17 protein-coding genes and 2 pseudogenes are annotated in these 17,035 nt (G+C 72.3%); 13 read left to right on the forward strand and 6 right to left on the reverse strand.

The features are described 5' to 3' along the window. Position 1: 1 nt before the first annotated feature. Positions 2–457 (forward strand): (2Fe-2S)-binding protein, encoded by a 456-nt coding sequence (locus OTB20_RS18305; RefSeq protein WP_267818799.1) that lies wholly within the window; start codon positions 2–4, stop codon positions 455–457. A gap of 67 nt (positions 458–524) precedes the next feature. Continuing rightward, the gene (locus tag OTB20_RS18310) at positions 525–2,522 is read left to right on the forward strand and encodes an APC family permease (protein WP_267818801.1); all 1,998 of its coding nucleotides are present in this window, start codon (positions 525–527) and stop codon (positions 2,520–2,522) included. Between the two features lie 70 nt (positions 2,523–2,592). Here OTB20_RS18310 and OTB20_RS42460 read toward each other — a convergent pair. After that, positions 2,593–3,663: pseudogene (locus tag OTB20_RS42460) on the reverse strand (PucR family transcriptional regulator); the annotation flags it as partial. Between the two features lie 142 nt (positions 3,664–3,805). On the opposite strand from OTB20_RS42460, the gene OTB20_RS18320 reads away from it, so the two are divergent. The 9 genes and pseudogenes from OTB20_RS18320 (at position 3,806) to OTB20_RS18360 (ending at position 9,831) form a co-directional block, all read left to right on the forward strand. Then, entirely contained in the window at positions 3,806–4,369 is a 564-nt protein-coding gene (locus OTB20_RS18320; RefSeq protein ID WP_267818803.1) for a TetR/AcrR family transcriptional regulator, read from the forward strand. Between the two features lie 72 nt (positions 4,370–4,441). Further along, a complete protein-coding gene (locus OTB20_RS18325) occupies positions 4,442–5,068 on the forward strand; it encodes a DUF6461 domain-containing protein (RefSeq protein ID WP_267818805.1) in 627 nt (208 codons plus the stop codon). A 135-nt stretch (positions 5,069–5,203) separates the two neighbouring features. Further along, the gene (locus tag OTB20_RS18330; protein ID WP_267818807.1) at positions 5,204–6,157 is read left to right on the forward strand and encodes a DUF4304 domain-containing protein; all 954 of its coding nucleotides are present in this window, start codon (positions 5,204–5,206) and stop codon (positions 6,155–6,157) included. 363 nt (positions 6,158–6,520) lie between these two features. Beyond that, positions 6,521–6,775 (forward strand): annotated as a pseudogene (locus OTB20_RS42805) (helix-turn-helix domain-containing protein); the annotation flags it as partial. Between the two features lie 235 nt (positions 6,776–7,010). Then, positions 7,011–7,409 carry a hypothetical protein gene (locus tag OTB20_RS18340; protein ID WP_267818811.1) on the forward strand — a complete coding sequence of 133 codons (399 nt, stop codon included), beginning with the start codon at positions 7,011–7,013 and terminating at the stop codon, positions 7,407–7,409. Next, positions 7,406–8,179, forward strand: a complete 774-nt coding sequence (locus tag OTB20_RS18345; RefSeq protein ID WP_267818813.1) for a transcriptional regulator — start codon at positions 7,406–7,408, stop codon at positions 8,177–8,179. The genes OTB20_RS18340 and OTB20_RS18345 overlap by 4 nt, the downstream gene beginning before the upstream one ends. A 71-nt stretch (positions 8,180–8,250) precedes the next feature. Then, on the forward strand, positions 8,251–8,697 hold the full coding sequence (locus OTB20_RS18350) for a roadblock/LC7 domain-containing protein (protein ID WP_267818815.1): 447 nt from the start codon (positions 8,251–8,253) through the stop codon (positions 8,695–8,697). Between the two features lie 85 nt (positions 8,698–8,782). Continuing rightward, complete coding sequence (locus OTB20_RS18355) at positions 8,783–9,157, forward strand: hypothetical protein (protein ID WP_267818816.1); 375 nt, start codon at positions 8,783–8,785, stop codon at positions 9,155–9,157. Positions 9,158–9,348: 191 nt separating this feature from the next. Beyond that, positions 9,349–9,831 (forward strand): VOC family protein, encoded by a 483-nt coding sequence (locus tag OTB20_RS18360; RefSeq protein WP_267757680.1) that lies wholly within the window; start codon positions 9,349–9,351, stop codon positions 9,829–9,831. Between the two features lie 26 nt (positions 9,832–9,857). On the opposite strand, the gene OTB20_RS18365 is transcribed toward OTB20_RS18360, so the two are convergent. Both OTB20_RS18365 and OTB20_RS18370 read right to left on the reverse strand, forming a co-directional pair. Continuing rightward, a complete protein-coding gene (locus OTB20_RS18365; protein ID WP_267818817.1) occupies positions 9,858–10,589 on the reverse strand; it encodes an SIR2 family NAD-dependent protein deacylase in 732 nt (243 codons plus the stop codon). A 47-nt stretch (positions 10,590–10,636) separates the two neighbouring features. After that, positions 10,637–11,425, reverse strand: coding sequence for an aminoglycoside N(3)-acetyltransferase (locus OTB20_RS18370; protein WP_267818818.1), 789 nt, complete (start codon positions 11,423–11,425; stop codon positions 10,637–10,639). A gap of 42 nt (positions 11,426–11,467) precedes the next feature. On the opposite strand from OTB20_RS18370, the gene OTB20_RS18375 reads away from it, so the two are divergent. Next, the gene (locus OTB20_RS18375; RefSeq protein ID WP_267818820.1) at positions 11,468–12,334 is read left to right on the forward strand and encodes a GNAT family N-acetyltransferase; all 867 of its coding nucleotides are present in this window, start codon (positions 11,468–11,470) and stop codon (positions 12,332–12,334) included. On the opposite strand, the gene OTB20_RS18380 is transcribed toward OTB20_RS18375, so the two are convergent. The 3 genes from OTB20_RS18380 to OTB20_RS18390 all read right to left on the reverse strand — a co-directional run bounded on the left by OTB20_RS18380 (position 12,335) and on the right by OTB20_RS18390 (position 13,887). Beyond that, complete coding sequence (locus OTB20_RS18380) at positions 12,335–12,778, reverse strand: subtilase-type protease inhibitor (protein WP_267818822.1); 444 nt, start codon at positions 12,776–12,778, stop codon at positions 12,335–12,337. It lies immediately after the preceding gene. 184 nt (positions 12,779–12,962) lie between these two features. Then, positions 12,963–13,421, reverse strand: coding sequence for a Crp/Fnr family transcriptional regulator (locus OTB20_RS18385; RefSeq protein WP_267818823.1), 459 nt, complete (start codon positions 13,419–13,421; stop codon positions 12,963–12,965). 163 nt (positions 13,422–13,584) lie between these two features. After that, positions 13,585–13,887 carry a hypothetical protein gene (locus tag OTB20_RS18390; RefSeq protein WP_267818825.1) on the reverse strand — a complete coding sequence of 101 codons (303 nt, stop codon included), beginning with the start codon at positions 13,885–13,887 and terminating at the stop codon, positions 13,585–13,587. A 386-nt stretch (positions 13,888–14,273) separates the two neighbouring features. Between OTB20_RS18390 and OTB20_RS18395 the strand changes: the two genes are divergently transcribed. After that, positions 14,274–17,006: a LamG-like jellyroll fold domain-containing protein gene (locus OTB20_RS18395; RefSeq protein WP_267818826.1), complete on the forward strand. Its 2,733-nt coding sequence runs from the start codon at positions 14,274–14,276 to the stop codon at positions 17,004–17,006. Positions 17,007–17,035: the final 29 nt, after the last annotated feature.

Below are 17,035 nucleotides of genomic sequence, written 5' to 3' on the forward strand. Positions count from 1 at the left end.
CGTGCCCTCGCACACCTTCACCGTCAACGGGCAGAGCGTCACCGTGGACGCGCCCGACGATATGCCCCTGCTGTGGGTGCTCCGCGACATGCTGGGCGTGCGCGGCCCGAAATACGGCTGCGGAGTGGACGTCTGCAAGGCCTGCACCAGTCATATCGACGGGGTGGACGTCCGCCCGTGCGTGGTCCCGGTCTCCGCGTGCGCGGGGAAGACGGTGACCACGATCGAGGGACTGGCCGACGGCGAGGAGTTGCACCCGGTGCAGGAGGCCTGGCTCGAACAGGACGTCGCCCAGTGCGGCTTCTGCCAGCCCGGCCAGATCATGGCGGCCGTCGCCCTGCTGAAGCGGACGAGCACGCCCACGGACGAGGACATCGACGCGATCGCCAACATCTGCCGTTGCGGCACGTACTTCCGCATCCGGGAGGCGATCCGCAGCGCGGCGGCCAAGATGTAGGCGGTTCACCCCACGACACAGGGTTCATATCGGACGAATCCGTATAGTTTTGGCTGATCATGCCTGAATGAGGCGTATCAATGCGAAACGTGTGCTGGTCGGCGAACCGCTCGACACAGCGCGTCTGGGCGAGACCCTGCTGCCCAAACGGCTCGCGCTCCCGATCTTCTGCAGCGACCCGCTCTCCTCCGTGGCCTACGCCACCGAGGAGATCCTGCTGATCCTCGCCCTCGGCGGGGTCGCGCTGCTCCACCTCGCCTGGTACGCGGCCGCCGCCATCGTGTTCCTGCTCGTGGTCGTCGTCGCCTCCTACCGCCAGACCTGCTACGCCTACCCGGGCGGCGGCGGCGCCTACATCGTCAGCTCCAAGAACCTCGGCCCGACCGCCGCCCTCACCGCCGCGAGCGCCCTGCTCGTCGACTACGTCATGACGGTCGCCGTCTCCGTGGTCTCCGGAGTCTCCGCGATCACCTCCGCGATCCCCTCCCTCTCGGACCACGAAGTCCCCCTGTCGGTGGGTTTCGTGGTTCTGCTGACCCTCATGAACCTGCGCGGCGTACGCGAATCGGGCCGGGTCTTCGCCGTCCCCACCTACGGCTTCGTTCTCGTGATCTACCTCATGTTCGCGGTGGCGGCCTACCGGCTGGCGACCGGCGACACCATCCGCGCCGAGTCCGCCGCACTGCCGATCACCGAGGAGGGCACCTACGCCGGCCTCGCGGTGGTGCTGCTCGTGCTACGGGCCTTCGCCTCCGGCTGCACCGCGCTCACGGGTGTCGAGGCCATCAGCAACGGAGTCCCCGCCTTCCAGAAGCCGAAGAGCGAGAACGCGGCGAACACCCTCGCCGTGATGGGCGCGCTCGCCGTCACCATGTTCGCCGGGATCACCTTCCTCGCCATGAGCTACAAGGTGCACGTGGCGGCGGACCCGACCGAACTGGGCCTGGCCCCCGGCACCCCGATGTCCACCGCGCTCGCGCAGATCGGCCGGGCCACCTTCGGCGACTGGCACTTCCTCTTCTACCTGCTCCAGGCCGTCACGGCCGGCGTCCTGGTCCTCGCCGCGAACACCGCCTTCAACGGCTTCCCGATGCTCGCCTCGATCTTGGCCAAGGACCGGTACGTACCGCGCCAGCTCTTCAACCGCGGCGACCGGCTCGTCTACTCCAACGGCGTCGTCCTGCTGGCCCTCGCGGCCATCGGTCTGATCATCGCCTTCGACGCCCAGCTGACCCGCCTCATCCAGCTGTACATCATCGGCGTCTTCGTCTCCTTCACCCTCTCCCAGGCGGGCATGGTCCGGCACTGGCAGCAGGAGCTCGCCTCGCCCGAGACCCGCAAGGAGGAGCGGATCCACATCCACCGCCGCCTCGCCATCAACGCCGTCGGCGCGGTCATGACCTCCGTGGTCCTGGTCATCGTCCTGATCACCAAGTTCACCCACGGCGCCTGGCTCGTCGTCATCGCGATGCCGCTGCTCTTCCTCGGGATGAAGGGCGTGCGCCGCCACTACGACACCGTGGCCCGGGAAGTCGCCGTCGCCCCCGGCGTCAAACCCCGCAAGCCCGCCCGCCACCACGTCGTCGTCCTCGTCGCCGCCGTGCACGCGCCGACGCTCAAGGCCCTCGGCTTCGCGATGGGCCTGCGCCCCGACACCCTGACGGCCGTCTCGGTGGCCGCCGACGAGGAGGACGCGAACCGGCTGCGCGCGGCCTGGGCGGAACACGACCCGGGCATCCCGCTCAAGGTGCTGCACTCCCCGTACCGCGAGGTGGTCGGGCCCGTGCTGGCCTACGTGCAGGAGCAGGCGGCCGCCGAGGGCACGGACATGCTCTCCGTGGTCATTCCGGAGTACGTGGTCGGGCACTGGTGGGAACAGCCCCTGCACAACCAGAACGCGCTGCGGCTCAAGGCGCGCCTGCTGTTCACTCCCGGGGTCGCGGTGATCGACGTGCCGTACCTGCTGGAGTCCGCGAAGCCGGGGGAGCCGGGGGAGCCGGAGAAGGGGGCCGGTCGGGAGCGGCCGGCGCAGAAGGGGACGGGGACCCGGCCGGGCGCTGGGTGACCGCCGTGTGGGCCAGCGCCAGCTCCACCACGTGCGCGGGATCCGACAGCGAGCGGCCGGTGAGCTGCTCCAGGCGGCGCAGCCGGTTCGAGACGGTGTTGCGGTGGCAGTACAGCCGCTGGGCGGCGTACGTGGTCGAGCCCCGGCAGCTCAGCCAAGTCCCCAGGGTGGTCAGCAGCACCCTGCGGTCCTCCGGGGCCAGCGCCAGGACCGGCCCCAGCACCACCTGGCGCAGCCGGCCCGCGAGTTCGGGCTCGGACGCGACCAGCGCCGCCGGCAGCCGCTCGTCCAGCAGGGCGGTGTGCGGACCCTCGGCTCCCGGCGCGGCCCGCAGTGCGAGGACGGCCAGCCGGCGGGCCCCGGGCAGCTCGCCCGGCGTCTCCACCACCGGGCTCACCCCGGCGCGTAAGCCGAGGGGCGCGAGCAGGTCGGTGACGGACGCGAGCGGTAGCCGGCCCAGCTCCACGAGGCCCGTCTCCCCGTCGGCCCGGATCCGCCACAGCACGCGCGGGACGCCGCCGGCGGGGGGCGCCCACGCACCGTCCCCGGGGTCCAGGACCACCACGGCGAACCGGCCGCGCTCCGGCAGCCCGAGCCGCCGAGCCGAGTGGGCGGACCGGCCCGCCGGACCACCACCGTCGAACAGGTCGTCGAGCAGGGCTCCCCGCAGCTCCCGCTCGCGGTCGCCGCGTACGGCCTCGGCCCGGCGGTAGGACTCGGCCGCCGCGTCCGCCATCCGGTCGACCACGTCCCACAGCGCGGGCGCCCCGGGCAGCAGCCGGGGCAGCGCCGCCCGGTCGTGGGCGGCGACGGCCTCGGTCAGGATCTGCCACAGCAGCCGGCCGCCGAGCCGGTAGACGCGCAGCAGGGCGTCGAGCGGCAGCCCCTGCCGGGCCCGGAGTTCGCCGTCGGCGCGGGCCTCGCCGAGCTCGGGCGGAAGGCCGCGGGCGTCGCGGACCAGGCCGTCGACGGCTTGGCGGAGGATGTCGTGCACCCGCTCGCGCAGCGCGGCCCGGCCGAGCAGGGCGGCGTAGGCGGCGCAGGCCGGATCCTCGACCGGTGGCCGGTCGGCGAGCCGCTCCGCGGCCACGGCGATCCGGCGGTTCAGGTCCTCGCGTATCTCCCCGATGATCCGCTCCATGACGGGCAGGGTGGCACGACGGAGGGGGCGCTGGGGAGGGCCGTGACGAGCCGGCCTCCGCTAGCGTGTCCGAAGCACTGCACGCGCAGTGCATATGCGGCGGTCATACCGGCGGCCGCGCCCACACGGTCAGGGACCCCCCATGCGCCAGAACCCCGAGCGCCGCGCCGCGCTGCTCGACGCCGCCATCGAAGTCCTCGCCCGCGAGGGCTCGCGGGGCCTGACCCTGCGCGCGGTGGACACGGAGGCCGGGGTTCCGACCGGCACCTCCTCCAACTACTTCGCCAACCGTGCCCAGCTCCTCGTGCAGATCCTGCACCGCACCCGCGAACGGCTGACCCCCGATCCGGCCGACCTGACGGGTCCGTTCGACACGAAGGTGCTCCTGCGCCGGCTCCTGGAGCGCATGCGCCGCGAGCGCAGCGTCCACACCGCGATGCTGGAACTGCGCCTGGAAGCCACCCGGCGACCCGAACTCCAGGAGGCGCTGGCCGGGTTCCAGGGCGCCGAACTGGAGGCGAACATCGCCTGGCACCTCGAGGCGGGGTTGCCGGGGGACCGGCAGGGAGTGGTCCTGATCTACCTGGCCATGCTCGGGCTGATCGTGGACGACCTGACCGCACCCGGACTGCTGGACCCCCATTCCGTGGAGGGACTCATCGACACGATGGTCGAACGACTCCTCCCGGAGCACCCCGTCGACTGACTATCGTGCCGGTAGGGATGGTTCCGGCGAGGCCGGCGCCACCGGCGCGCATCGCGGGAGGGGACCGTGGCAATGGCGGACATCACCGGGCAGGGCGCGGGCGACGGCGGCATCCAGTGGCTGGCGGACTGGACCGCCTGGTACGTCAGCCTCACCTTCGCCCGGGGCATCGGCCCCGAGGAACTGGCCGCCCGGCTCGGCGCCCTGCCGGACGTGCACCCCGGACCGCTCGGGGCCATCGACGCGTGGAGCATGGTCACCGAGACGGTCGACGGCGACGGGGTGGCCCGGGTCGGCAGCTGGGGGGAGTGGTCCTTCGCCGTGGAACACGGGGTGCCGGCCGGTGCACAGCGGCTCGCGGAGATCTCCCGCTCCGGGGTCGAGGCCGTGCACCTCGACCCGCAGCCCGATCACCCGCCCAAGCAGTTCGCGTACGCCCGGGACGGCGAGCTGGTCTGCTGCTTCGGCATCGGAGAGGAGCACTGGCGCGGCGGTCACCGGCCCGACTTCCTCCTGCCGGAGCTGGTCGAGGCCAAGATCCTCACCCCGGACGGCTGCTACGCCCGCCCCGAGGACGAACCGGACGAGGACCGCGACCGCCTCACCCTCGCGGTCCTGGAACACCGCTTCACCCTGGCCCTGCCCCGCCGCCTCGTCGAGGAGACCCCCCTCCCGGCCTTCGTGACCTGCACGCAGTAGACACGGGGCGTACGGAACTCCGCCCCAGCGGACAGAGTCCCGGATCGCGGCACGCGCAGACCCGGCATGGCCACCGCGACCGCCTCGGCATGCGCGGTTTTGGCCGGGGAGTATGCGTCTTGTGACACTACGGGGGTGAACGCGACCGACTTGTTCCACCAGACGCTGCGCGAGCGGATCGCCCCGGTGCTGCGCGACGCGGGTTTCACCGGAACGGGCCTGGAGTACCGGCTCCGCGACGCCGCACCCGACCACGCGCTGCTCGGCTTCCAGCGGAGCGCTTCGTCCGGGGCCGCCGAGTGCAGGTTCACCGTGAACCTGCGCGCCGTCCCGTACGAGGAACACGAGGCCCTGCGGCGGCTGCGGCCGGCCCTGGGGACCCGGCTCAGCGCCAACCGTGTCGGCCCCGTCGGCTGGCACGCCAGGATCGGACGGCTCCTCGGCCACCCGCACGACCACTGGTGGAGCATCACCGACGAGCTGACCGCCGCCCGCGTCGCGGACGAGGTCACGGACGCGGTGCTGCGCACCGCCGTCCCCGCCCTGTGGGGCGAGCTGGCCGACCGGCCCCCGCTGCCGGGGCCCGTGGTGGATCCGGTGCCCGACTGTCTGGATCCGGTGTGCCTGCGCGTGGACAGCAGTCCGTTCCCCGTCGGGAACGGGGCGGCCCCGCAACCCGTGGACGTCGAGGGCACCCTGGTCTTCGAGACGGGCGAACGGCGCCGGGCCTCACCCTTCCTCACCGTCTACGACGAACTGACGGACGCGGAAGCCCGGATCGTCATCGACGCCCCCTGGCGGCTGGAGCAGCCGCTCTTCGGCTCGGTCCGGGTCGGCATCGCCGCCGACGGCGACGTCCGAGTCTCCGCCAGCCCGGGCAGCACGCTCCCCGGCCATCCGCTGGCCCTCCTCGGCGAACTGGCACTGTGCCGGATCAACACGGCCGAGGTCACCGGCAACGGAGCGCTGCTGCTCACCTTCGAACAGGGCACCCCGCGCGAGGCCTGCCTCACCGTCTCCGGCGCGCCGCACGCGCTGACGGTGGGCGCGCCCTGGCAGATCGAAGGCTGGACACCGGCGCGCATCTGACGGCGGACATCTGACGGTGCGCATCTGACGGCGCGCAGTCGACGGCTCCGCATCGGGCAGTCCGGACCGGCCGGTTCAGTCGCCGAGTTGGCGTGCCAGGTGCCGGATCATCGACTCGGTCGCCCGGCCGCGGTCCCCGGCCCGGACGGTCGCGTGGATGTCCCCTACGAGACGTCCGCGGCGGAGGCGAACGTGGCGACCCGCAACTGCCCGTCGCGCAGCCCCGCGATATCGCGCAGCGCTTTCCGGGGGTCGAGCATTAGTTGATCTTATGCTCAGGTTTACGCGAGTCCGCTGGTTTTGCGGCTGGTGAGCGACTTTGATGGGTTTGCCAGGCCTCGTACCGGAGCAGGGGGACTACTCATGGGTATCGAACACAGTCCGAAGGGCAGCGCGGAGAGCGCGGACAGCGGCAGCGCCGCCACCACCACCGCACCCACCCTCATCGGATCCGTGCAGAGGGCGTTGCGGCTCGTGGAGGCGATGTACGCGGAGGGCGGGGCGACCGCCAAGCGCCTTTCCCGGCTCACCGGTATCCCACTGCCCACCGTGTACCACCTGCTGCGCACCCTCAGCCACGAGGGCTACGTACAGCGCGAGGGCGGGGCCTTCCGGCTCTCGGACAATCTGCCGCTCGCCTCCTGACGGCCGGTCCGTGGGGGCGTTCGACTCGTGTGATCCAAAGCAATGATCAAAATGGGTTGGGTTCCGGCCAAGCTGTCACGTGCCATCGCGCATGTTCCAGCGGAAAATGCCAGAACCCCCTTCCACACTGTGGAAGTTGAGTAAGTTCCCTTCTGTCGCGCTGTACGACCGTGCACCACGCACGGTGACGGCCGGGAGGGGAGCCCGCGTGCCCGGGATCGACGAATGCCTGCTCGAAGCCATGGCCCTGCCTGGTGCGAGGGGGGCCGCGCTGGTCGACTGGAGCAGCGGACTGGCCCTCGGCACGGCCGGGGACTCGCCGGTTGGAGACCATGAGACCACCGCGGCCGAGACCGCCGAGCTGGCCAGGGCGGCCGCCGAGTACGAGTCCTTCGCCCCGGCACAGGCCGGGGAACAGGGCTCCGCCGGGCCGCCCGTGGAGGACCTGATCGTCACCACCCGGACCGGCTACCACGTGCTCCGCTTCGTAGAGACCAGCTTCGACAGCAGCGTCTTCCTGCACCTGTGGCTGGACCGGACCGACGGCAACCTCGCCCTGGCCCGGCACAGACTCCGGGCACTGGCCGAGGAGCTGGTGCTGAAGTGACCGCGGTCGCCGCAGTCTCCCCGCTGCTCACCCGCCTCGCCGCCGAGCGGGCGACCGGCGCCCTGTTCCGCGAGCGCGGCACCCTCTTCCTGGAGGACGGCCGCGTGGTGCACGCGGAGAGCCCGGCCACCCCCGGACTCGACATCCTGCTCACCACCGGCGGGGGCCTCACCCCCGAGCGCTGGACCGACGCCGTGAACCAGGCCGGCGCCCGCCGCCAAGTCGCCCGCTTCCTCGTCGACAGCGGAGGCATGGCCGGCGGCGAGCTGGAGATATGCCACCTCGCGGCGATCTTCGACGCCGCCTTCTTCGCGCTCTCCCCGGGCAGTGGCCCCTCCCGGTTCCGGCGCGGGGCCACCCACTGGATCGGCTCCGTCCGCTCCGTTGCGGCCGCCACCGTCGAGCGGGAGACCCGGCGCCGCCGGGAACTGCTCGACGCGGTCTGGCCCTACCCGCTGGTGGACACCGCTCCGGTGGCGCCCCGGGCGGCCGCCCCCGGCCAGACCGTCACCGCCCGCCAGCGGATCCTGCTCGACCGGGCCGACGGCGTACGGACACCGGCGGACCTCGCCTGGGTGCTGGGCCGGCCGGCCTTCCACACCCTGCTCGACGTACGACGCCTCGCGGCGGCCGGGCTGGTCGAGACCCCGCACGCGCCGGCACCCGCCGCCGCTGTGGAGACGCCGCTGCCCGACTGGATGACGCAGGCGCAGGCCCCGGACGTGGCGTTGCTGCGCCGGTTACGCGACGCACTGGAGGCAAGCCTGTGAGGCTCCCGCTGCGAGCTGCCCAGCGCGGCGACCGCTCCGAGCGGAGGCAGCCCGAAAGGAGAAGGTCCGACATGAGCACGGTGCCCGCCGAAGCCGAGGCCGAGATACTCGCCGAGCTCAGACGGCTGCGGGCCCGTGTCCCGCAGCTGGGCGGGGCCCTCGCCGCGAGCGTCGACGGTCTGGTACTGGCCCACGACAGCGCTGCCACCGAGGCGGAATCCGTCGCCGCCCTGACCGCCGCGGCCCTCGGAGTGGCCCAGCGGCTGAGCGACTGCACCGGCCAGGGCGGGTTCCGCGAGCTGCTCGTGCGCGGAGAGGACGGTTACGTCGCCACCTATGCGGCGGGCGACACGGCCGTACTGACGCTGATCGCGGAGTCGCGGGTCAACGTCGGCCGGCTCCACCTGGAAGCCCGCCGTTCCAGCCTGCGCATAGCGGAGCTGATCGACCACAGCCTCGGCCGTCGGGGCCCGGACCCGGCAGCGGGCCCGGGCCCCGGCCCCGGCCCGGGCTTCTGATCCCCTCGACCCCCGTACATCCGTACATCCGTACATCCCTACCGAACGAAAACTCCCAGGACACCCAAGAGAAAGAGGTATCGCCATGGCCAACGTGGAAGCCGCGCTCAAGGAAGCCAGCACCAGCATCGACGGCGTGCTCGGCGTCGCCCTGGTCGACTGCAGCAGCGGTATGGCCCTCGGCACCATCGGCGGCGGAAAGGACCTCGACCTCACGGTCGCCGCCGCGGGCAACACCGACGTGGTGCGGGCGAAGCTCCGCACGATGGAGATGCTCGGCCTGAAGGACGAGATCGAGGACATCCTCATCACCCTCGGAGGCCAGTACCACCTGATCCGGCTTCTGAAGAGCCGGGGCTCCGCGGGGCTCTTCCTCTACCTCGCGCTCGACAAGACGCGGGCCAACCTCGCGATGGCCCGGCACCAGCTGAAGAGGATCGAAGCCGAGCTGGAAGTCTGAGCCGATGACGCCGAAGTGGCGGGCGGCGCATTGTCTTGCCGCCCGCCCCGGCGGGGTCTGCGGCCGTAAGCCGCATGAGTGCATGTGCGGACCGGATCCGGAGTGGTCCCGGCCCCACCGATGAGTTTCGGGGCCCGGGCCGGTCTGTATGGGCGGGAGGGATTTTTCCCCCACGCACTCTGGAGGCAGTCATGGCGAGCAACCCGTTCACCACGTGTCTGTGGTTCGACGGCGCGGCGGAGGCCGCCGCCGACTATTACCTGTCCGTCTTCAAGGACGGCAAGCGCGGCCGCGTCGGGTACTACCAGGAGGGGTCCCCGGGTACCGCGGGCGAGGTCATGGTCGTCGAGTTCGAGATCAACGGTCAGAAGTTCTGCGGCCTGAACGGCGGCCCCCAGTTCCCCTTCACCGAGGCCGTCTCCTTCCAGATCCACTGCGCCGACGACGCGGAGGCGGACCACTACTACGACACCCTGACCAGCGACGGCGGCGAGGAATCCGCCTGCGGCTGGGTCAAGGACAAGTTCGGGCTGTCCTGGCAGGTCATCCCGGCCGGGGCCATCGAGCTGATCTCCGACCCCGACCCTGGGCGGGCCGCCCGGGCCACGGCGGCGATGATGAAGATGAAGAAGCTCGACGTGACGGAAATGCGGCGAGCGGCCGACGCGGGCTGACCGTCGGCCCCGGCCGGCCGCCTCTCCTAACCGTCGGCGGCGATCCGCGCCAGCAGGGCCGGCAGGGCCGTCCCGATCGGCTCGCGGATCACCTCGTCGGCCAGGGAGTCGTACGGGGTCTCCTGCGCGTTCACGATGATCAGGCGGGCCCCGGCCTCCGCGGCCATCCCGGCCAGTGAGGCCGCGGGCTGTACCTGGAGCGTCGACCCGACGGCGACGAAGACGTGGCAGCCCTTCGCCACGGCCACGGCCTGCGCCAGCACCTGAGGGTCCAGGCGCTGGCCGAACATCACGGTGGCCGCCTTGAGGATCCCCCCGCACGCGAGGCAGGCGGGATCCGGCTCCCCGGCTGCGACCCGGGCCAGGGCGTCCGCCATGTCCGTGCGGGCATCGCAGACCGTGCACACCACCGCCCGCGCCGTGCCGTGCAGTTCGAACACCTTGCGCGGAGAGGTACCGGCGAGCTGCTGCAGCCCGTCCACGTTCTGCGTGATCACCCGCACGGGGGTCCCGCCGCGCTCCAGCCCGGCCACGGCGAGGTGCGCGGCGTTCGGCCGCGCACCGAGGGCGCCGATCTCGGCGCGCATCAGCCAGGACCGCCGCCGGACCTCGGGATCGGCCATGTAGTACTCGTAGGTCACCAGCTTCTCGGCGTCGGCCTCCCGCCGCCAGAGCCCCTGCGGCCCCCGGTAGTCGGGGATCCCGGAATCGGTGGACATCCCGGCCCCACTGAACACTGCGACGAGCGGCTTTCCCATGGGCCCGACTCTAGGGACCCCGGACATCCTTCTCCACGGGGTTTCGGCTACGGCCCCGCGTCCGCGTCCAGCAGCTCCTGCAGGCGGGGGACCGAGAAGTCGACCAGGGCCGGGACGGAGAGCAGCCGGCAGACGGCGTAGCCGACCACGGACTCCCGGACGGCCGCGTGCCGTTCGAACTCGGCGCCCACCGTCGGGAAGTGCGTGCCGTTGTCGTTGCCCACGTCCGAGGTTTCGATCCAGACCCGTTCGCCGTCCACCTCCATCGGGAACCGCCGCACCCTCAGCCGGGGCCGGGGGACGAGGGACTCGGCGTAGTGCAGGAACGAGTTGCGGTCGTGGCCTACGCCGAACAGCAGGATCTGCGCGCCCAGGTCGTGCAGCCGCCCGAACGGTGAGGTCCGGCTCAGCGCGAAGCCCAGCGAGTGCCCGGCAGTGACCTCGGCCGCGCGGGCGCCCACCGCCGCCACCGAAGCCTGCGGGTGTCCGCTGCGCATGCTGTCGGGCAGGACCCGCAAGGCCTCCGGAACGGCGCCGAGCGCCCGGGTGACCGGCAGCCCCGGGTGGAACAGCGGCACCGCGTCCCGCCGTGCCGCGACCTCCGGGTCCGCCGCGCCCACGTGCTCCGGGTCCGGATCGGCCACCTCCCAGGTGAACGCCGGCACGGCCACCGTCCCGGCCGGACCCATGGCCTCGCGCAGGCTCGCCACCACCGTCGCGGCCCCGCCGTCCACCCGCCCGAGGCTGGACAGCGAGGCGTGCACCATCAGCGCCGTGCCTTCGGCGACGCCGGCTCCCCGCCAGCCCGCGCCCGGGGCCGGGTCGGAGCAGGCCACGCACGTCGGTACGAGCGGAGGGCGTCTGGTACAACACCGGGCATGACGGGATTCGCTGGATTCGAGATCAACGGTGCGAGCGCCGCCGACATGGCGCTGATCCGGGACTGGGCCGACGAGGAGGGCTGGAATCCCGGGGAATCCGACCGGTTCGCGTTCGGCGTCGCCGATCCGGGCGGATTCCTCGTCGGGCGGCTCCGGGGGGAGCCGGTCGCCTGTATTTCGGCCGTTCGGTACGGCGCCGGATTCGGCTTCATCGGTTTCTACATCGCCCGCCCCGCCGTCCGCGGTCAGGGCTACGGCATCCGCCTGTGGAAGGCCGCAATGGAGCGGCTCGGCGGCCGGCTCGTCGGGCTGGACGGGGTGGTCGAGCAGCAGGACAACTACCGCAAGTCCGGATTCCGCCCGGCCTGGAACAACGTCCGCCACGAGGGGGCGCCGCGGTGCGCGGAGCCCGGGGGAGCGACGGTGCCCGGGGTGGAGATCGTGGACGCGGCCACCCTGCCCTTCGGGCAGCTCGCCGCGTACGACCGGAGGTTCTTCCCCGAACCGCGCGACGCCTTCCTCGCCGCCTGGGTCGGACTGCCGGGCCGCACCGCGCTCGCCGCGGTCCGGGAGGGCCGGATCGAGGGGCTCGGCGTCGTCCGGCCGGGCAGCGGCGCCTCCCGGATCGGCCCGCTCTACGCCGCCTCCCCGGCCGTCGCCGCCGCCCTGCTGCTCCGGCTCGCGGAGCGGACCCCCGACGGCAATGTCGCCGTGGACGTCCCGGACACTCATCCGCGAGCCGCCGCCCTGCTGGGCGGGCTGGGCCTGACCCCGACGTTCGAGACCGCCCGGATGTACACCGGCCAGGAGCCGGACCTCGACCTGACGGGCATGTACGGGGTCACCAGCCTGGAACTGGGCTGATCAGATGAGGAAGGCCGTACCGGTGCTGTGCCACAGGGCGCACGGGTTGGCGTAGGTGTAGGAGTAGCTCATCCGGCTGCCCTGCCACACGCCCTCGGCGGTGACGGTCACCGGGCTCCACTCCCGGGTGCACGCCGCGTCCGGGCGCGGCTCGGCGAGCGCGTCCAGATCGGGGGCGTGGGCCTGTAACTCGGCGCACGCCGCAGCGGGGTCCGGGTGGGTTCCGCCCGGCCGGGGTGCGCAGACGAGCGTGACCGCGCGCAGCACCGTACCGCTCGTCGGGTCGTCGCCGTCCGTGACGCTCAGGACGAGCGCGGACGGGGCGTACAGGCTTTCGCCGCCGAAGGGCGCGGCTCCGGCGGCGCCCGAGCCGGCCAGGGCGGTGAGGGCGGTCAGCCCCATGGCGGCTGACGACAGTCCCAGGGTCCTGGGGATGGATCGCATGTCGAACACTCCTCGCGTCGTTGGATCGGATAACGGACGCGAGTCTTGCCCATGCGGTACCGGGACGCCCGTTCGCACAGCTACTTCTCGTCACGCAGTGCGCACGCATGACCGCAGACCGCAGTGGTGCGGGGTCGCTGACCTGTGGGGGAGCGGTCGGCGGAATCGGCCGAACACCCCCGGGTCAGCTCGCGGCGAGGCGCGGGGCGTAGGTGTCCATGAGGCGGGTACGGGTCTGGTGCAGGCGCAGCGCGAGGACCCGGCCCACCCAGTGGCCGAGGGCGGACCCGAAGGCCGGATCGGCGTCCATGAGCATCCGTACGGTCGTGGCGTCGAACTCGTACGCCCGGACCGGTGTCATCGCCTCGGCGCCCAGCTGCCACACGTACGGGGCGAACAGCCACGACCAGCCGACCAGTTCCCCGGGGCCCAGGCTCTCGATGGGGGTGGGCCGGCGGCCGGGTACCGGGATCTCCAAGGTCACCGTGCCGGAGCGCACGATCCAGAAGGAGTCCGCCCGGGTGCCCTCGTCGAAGATCCGCGCGCCCTCGCGGAAATTGACCTCGCGGGCGTGGGACATGAGCCGTCCGCGGTGTTCGGTCGGCAGGACGGCAGCTATCCGGATGGGGGAAGGTGTGCTCACGACGGCCTCCGATCGGGACCCCCCGCTCCCCCAGTGTCGCCGACGCCGGACCGAATGCGGGGCGTCCGTCTCCGGACGATTTTCCGACTTTCCGTGGAGCAAACCCCGCCGGGGCACGAGCGCCGGTCGAAGGCGCGGTCCTGCCTGATCCGAAAGGCCCGACCTACTCCTCGGGGCCGACCTCCAGACAGGCCAGCTCCATGGCGTCGAGGACGGCCTCGTGGCTGCGCCCGCTCAGCTCGGAGACGTTTTCGATCTGAGCCGTCGCCCAGGCCGCGAGGGTCATGACCAGCACGCGGAGCCCGTCGGTGCCGTACTCGGCGAGGACCGCGTCGGCGGCGCTCATCGCCTCCTCGGGCACCTGCTCCGGTGGTTCCAGCCCGGCCAGGCCGCGGAGCAGGGTCAGGGTGCGGCGGGAGATCTCGGGGGTCATCCTCGCCAGCCCCATGTCTTCTTCCTCGTTCATCCCGCCCGCCCCTCCGGTCCCGCGCCCGCGTACGTCCCCGGGCGTGCGTTCCTGCCCGCACCTTGGCCATTCCCCCAGGGCACCGTAGAGGGGCGCGGCCCCGGGTGGGGCGGCAATCGCGAGAACCGTCGACTCCTGCGGGTGAGCCGGGTCCGGGCCTCGGTGAGCACGCGTCGGCGAGATTTGGCATCCGATGCGTCAAGTGAGGTGAATGGAACCGGGATTCCCCTTAGGGTGCGCCCGTAGTCACGGCCGTGGACGTCCGTACGATAGTTTCCGGCCATTCGGTACTCCGTACTTCGTACTCAGTACTCCGTACTCCGAAATACGCGCCCACCGCGTCGCGCACCACGGCGCGGCGTCGCGCACACCGAACTGGGGGGTTCATGCACAGATCCAGAGGGCTGGCCGCCGCTCTCACCCTGGCCCTGGCCGGCACCGGCACGGCCATGGGCCTCGGCCTCGTACAAGAGGCCGCGGCCATCACACCGCCCGTGGCCTTCACCGCCGACGCACTGTCCACCTGGCAGGCCAACGGCGTCGTCTGGGCCCTGGCCGAGGCGGGCGGCCAGGTCTTCGTCGGCGGCACCTTCTCGGCGGTCCGCCCGCCGGACGGCGCCGCCGGAAGCGAACAGGAGGCGGTGAACTTCGCGTCGCTCGACGCCGCGACCGGCGCACCGACCTCCTGCGAACTGTCCTTCACCGTGGGCTCCGGCACCGCCACGGTCCGCGCGCTCGTCCTCTCGCCCGACAAGACGACCCTGTACGTCGGCGGCTACTTCGGCGCCGTCAACGGCACCGCGGTTTCCAGCCTCGCCGCCATCGACGTGGCGACGTGCACCGTGAAGACCGCCTTCCGGCCGGCCTTCGCGGCCACCGTACGGGCGCTCGCCGTCACCGGCGACACCGTGTACGCGGGCGGTGACTTCCTCACCGTCGCGGGCCAGCCGCGCGAGCGGTTCGCCGCCGTCGGCGCGGCCGACGGCGCACTGAAGCCCTTCACCGCGAACGCCGACGAGCCGGGCCGGGCCATCGAGGTCACCCCGGACGGCGCGCACGTCGTCCTGGGCGGCGACTTCTTCACCGTGGGCGGTACGAACAGTCACGCCCTCGCCGTCGTCGACGCGACGAGCGGCGCCGTCACCAAGGCCTACCCGGGGTTCATCGAGACCAACTCGGTGGTCAAGGACATAGCCACCGACGCGACCGGCTTCTACACGGCCAACGAGGGAACGGGCGGGGGCGTCTTCGACGGCCGGATCGCGCTGAACCTGGGCGACCTCGGCCAGCGCTGGCGCGACACCTGCCTCGGGGCGACCCAGGCCGTGCTTCCGTACGAGAACGTGCTCTACAGCGCCTCGCACGCGCACGACTGCTCCAGCGTCGGCGAGTTCCCGGACGGCCAGCGCCACCACCTGCTCGCCCAGCCCACCACCGCGACCGGCAAGCTGGGCTGGGCCCCCGACACCAACGACGGCATCGGCGAGGGCATCGGCCCCCGCGCGATGACGGTCGGATCCAAGGGCGGGGTCCAGTACCTCTGGGTCGGCGGCGAGTTCACCACCGTCAACGGCTCGGCGCAGCAGAGCCTGACGCGCTTCGCCTCCAGCGGGGACACGGGCGCTCCCACCGTCCCGGTGGCGAGCGCCGTGAGCTTCAAGCCGGGCGAGGCACAGGTGCGCTGGCGCACCGGCCTCGACCTGGACGACAGCGCGCTCACCTACAAGGTCTACCGCAACGGGTCGGCCACCCCGATCGCCACGGTCCAGGCGGACTCGCTGTTCTTCCGCCGCCCGCAGGCCTCCTGGACCGACACCACCGTCGCCGCCGGGCAGTCCTACACCTACCGGGTGACGGCCACCGACGCGGCCGGAAACGCCAGTGCCCTGTCGGCGACAGCGAGCGTGACGGTGCCGACCTCGCCCGACGCGTACCCCAGCGCCGTCCGCGCGGACGGCGCCCAGCTGTTCTGGCGCTACGACGAGTCCGCCCTGCCCTTTGTCGCGGACTCCTCGGACGGCGGCAACCAGAGCGGAGTGCACCTGAACGCTCCCGCCCTGCGCCAGACGCCCGGCGCGGTCTCGGGCGCGAGCACGGCCATCGGTTTCGACGGCACGGACGCCCAGGCATACGGGGACCGCCGCCAGTCGGTCGGCTCCGCGTACAGCATCGAGACCTGGTTCAGGACGAACACCACCAGGGGCGGCAAGCTCTTCGGGTTCGGCAACAACCAGTCCCGTGCCAGCAGTCAGTACGACAAGCACATCTACATGACCAATGACGGCCGGCTCGTCTACGGCGTCTACACCGGCGCCACCCGCACCGTCACGACCGCCGCCCCGTACAACGACAACCAGTGGCACCACGTCGTCGCCACCCAGGGCGCGGGCGGCATGGCCCTCTACGTGGACGGTGTCCAGAAGGGCGCACTGGGCGTCACCACGAACGAGAACTTCAGCGGCTACTGGCGCGCCGGCGGAGACAACCTCAATGGCTGGCCGGACCGCCCGATCAGCGACTACTGGGCGGGTCAGCTCGACGAGACCGCCGTCTACCCGACGGTCCTGAGCGCGGCCCAGGTGCAGAACCACCACACCCTGGCCACCGCCCCGGCCGACTCGGTCGTCGAGGTCCCGGCCGCGGAGGACACGTACGCGAACGCGGGCGCCCCGGGCACCAACTACGGAACGTCCGGTTCGCTCGCCGTGCGCGGAACCTCGTTCTACGCGAGCTACCTGCGGTTCAACCTGCCCGCCGCACCCGCCGGCACGGTGCTCAAGTCGGCCGCGCTGAGCGTGAAGACCAGCACCATGAGCGGCGCCGGCACGGTGGACACCATCTCCGTGCTCCCGGTCACCGGCTCGTGGACGGAGGCCGGGACCACGTACGGCAACCGTCCGGCACTCGGCGGCCCGTCGCTCGGAGGTTTCGCGGGCGTCGCGGAGGGCTCTGCGGTCCAGACCACCGGTCTCGACAAGGCCGCCGTGGCCGGGGCGCTCGGCAGCGCCTACAGCCTGGCGCTGAGCAGCGCCGGTACGGACGCGCTGTGGCTGTGGTCCTCGGAGGCCCCGGCCAACGAGGGCACGCCGCGGCTGACGCTCACCTTCGGCGCGCCGTAGCCGGAGCGGGTCCCGTGCCCGGCGGCCGG

This window comes from Streptomyces sp. H27-H1, from assembly GCF_026627445.1.
Taxonomy (GTDB): domain Bacteria; phylum Actinomycetota; class Actinomycetes; order Streptomycetales; family Streptomycetaceae; genus Streptomyces.

What these genes read in the sequence shown, in the direction of transcription:
- OTB20_RS18310 (WP_267818801.1), top strand. Translation starts at nt 525, where the DNA reads ATGAGGCGTATCAATGCGAAACGTGTGCTGGTCGGCGAACCGCTCGAC.
- OTB20_RS18320 (WP_267818803.1), top strand. Translation starts at nt 3,806, where the DNA reads ATGCGCCAGAACCCCGAGCGCCGCGCCGCGCTGCTCGACGCCGCCATC.
- OTB20_RS18325 (WP_267818805.1), top strand. Translation starts at nt 4,442, where the DNA reads ATGGCGGACATCACCGGGCAGGGCGCGGGCGACGGCGGCATCCAGTGG.
- OTB20_RS18350 (WP_267818815.1), top strand. Translation starts at nt 8,251, where the DNA reads ATGAGCACGGTGCCCGCCGAAGCCGAGGCCGAGATACTCGCCGAGCTC.
- OTB20_RS18355 (WP_267818816.1), top strand. Translation starts at nt 8,783, where the DNA reads ATGGCCAACGTGGAAGCCGCGCTCAAGGAAGCCAGCACCAGCATCGAC.
- OTB20_RS18360 (WP_267757680.1), top strand. Translation starts at nt 9,349, where the DNA reads ATGGCGAGCAACCCGTTCACCACGTGTCTGTGGTTCGACGGCGCGGCG.
- OTB20_RS18365 (WP_267818817.1), bottom strand. Translation starts at nt 10,589, where the DNA reads ATGGGAAAGCCGCTCGTCGCAGTGTTCAGTGGGGCCGGGATGTCCACC.
- OTB20_RS18375 (WP_267818820.1), top strand. Translation starts at nt 11,468, where the DNA reads ATGACGGGATTCGCTGGATTCGAGATCAACGGTGCGAGCGCCGCCGAC.
- OTB20_RS18380 (WP_267818822.1), bottom strand. Translation starts at nt 12,778, where the DNA reads ATGCGATCCATCCCCAGGACCCTGGGACTGTCGTCAGCCGCCATGGGG.
- OTB20_RS18390 (WP_267818825.1), bottom strand. Translation starts at nt 13,887, where the DNA reads ATGAACGAGGAAGAAGACATGGGGCTGGCGAGGATGACCCCCGAGATC.
- OTB20_RS18395 (WP_267818826.1), top strand. Translation starts at nt 14,274, where the DNA reads ATGCACAGATCCAGAGGGCTGGCCGCCGCTCTCACCCTGGCCCTGGCC.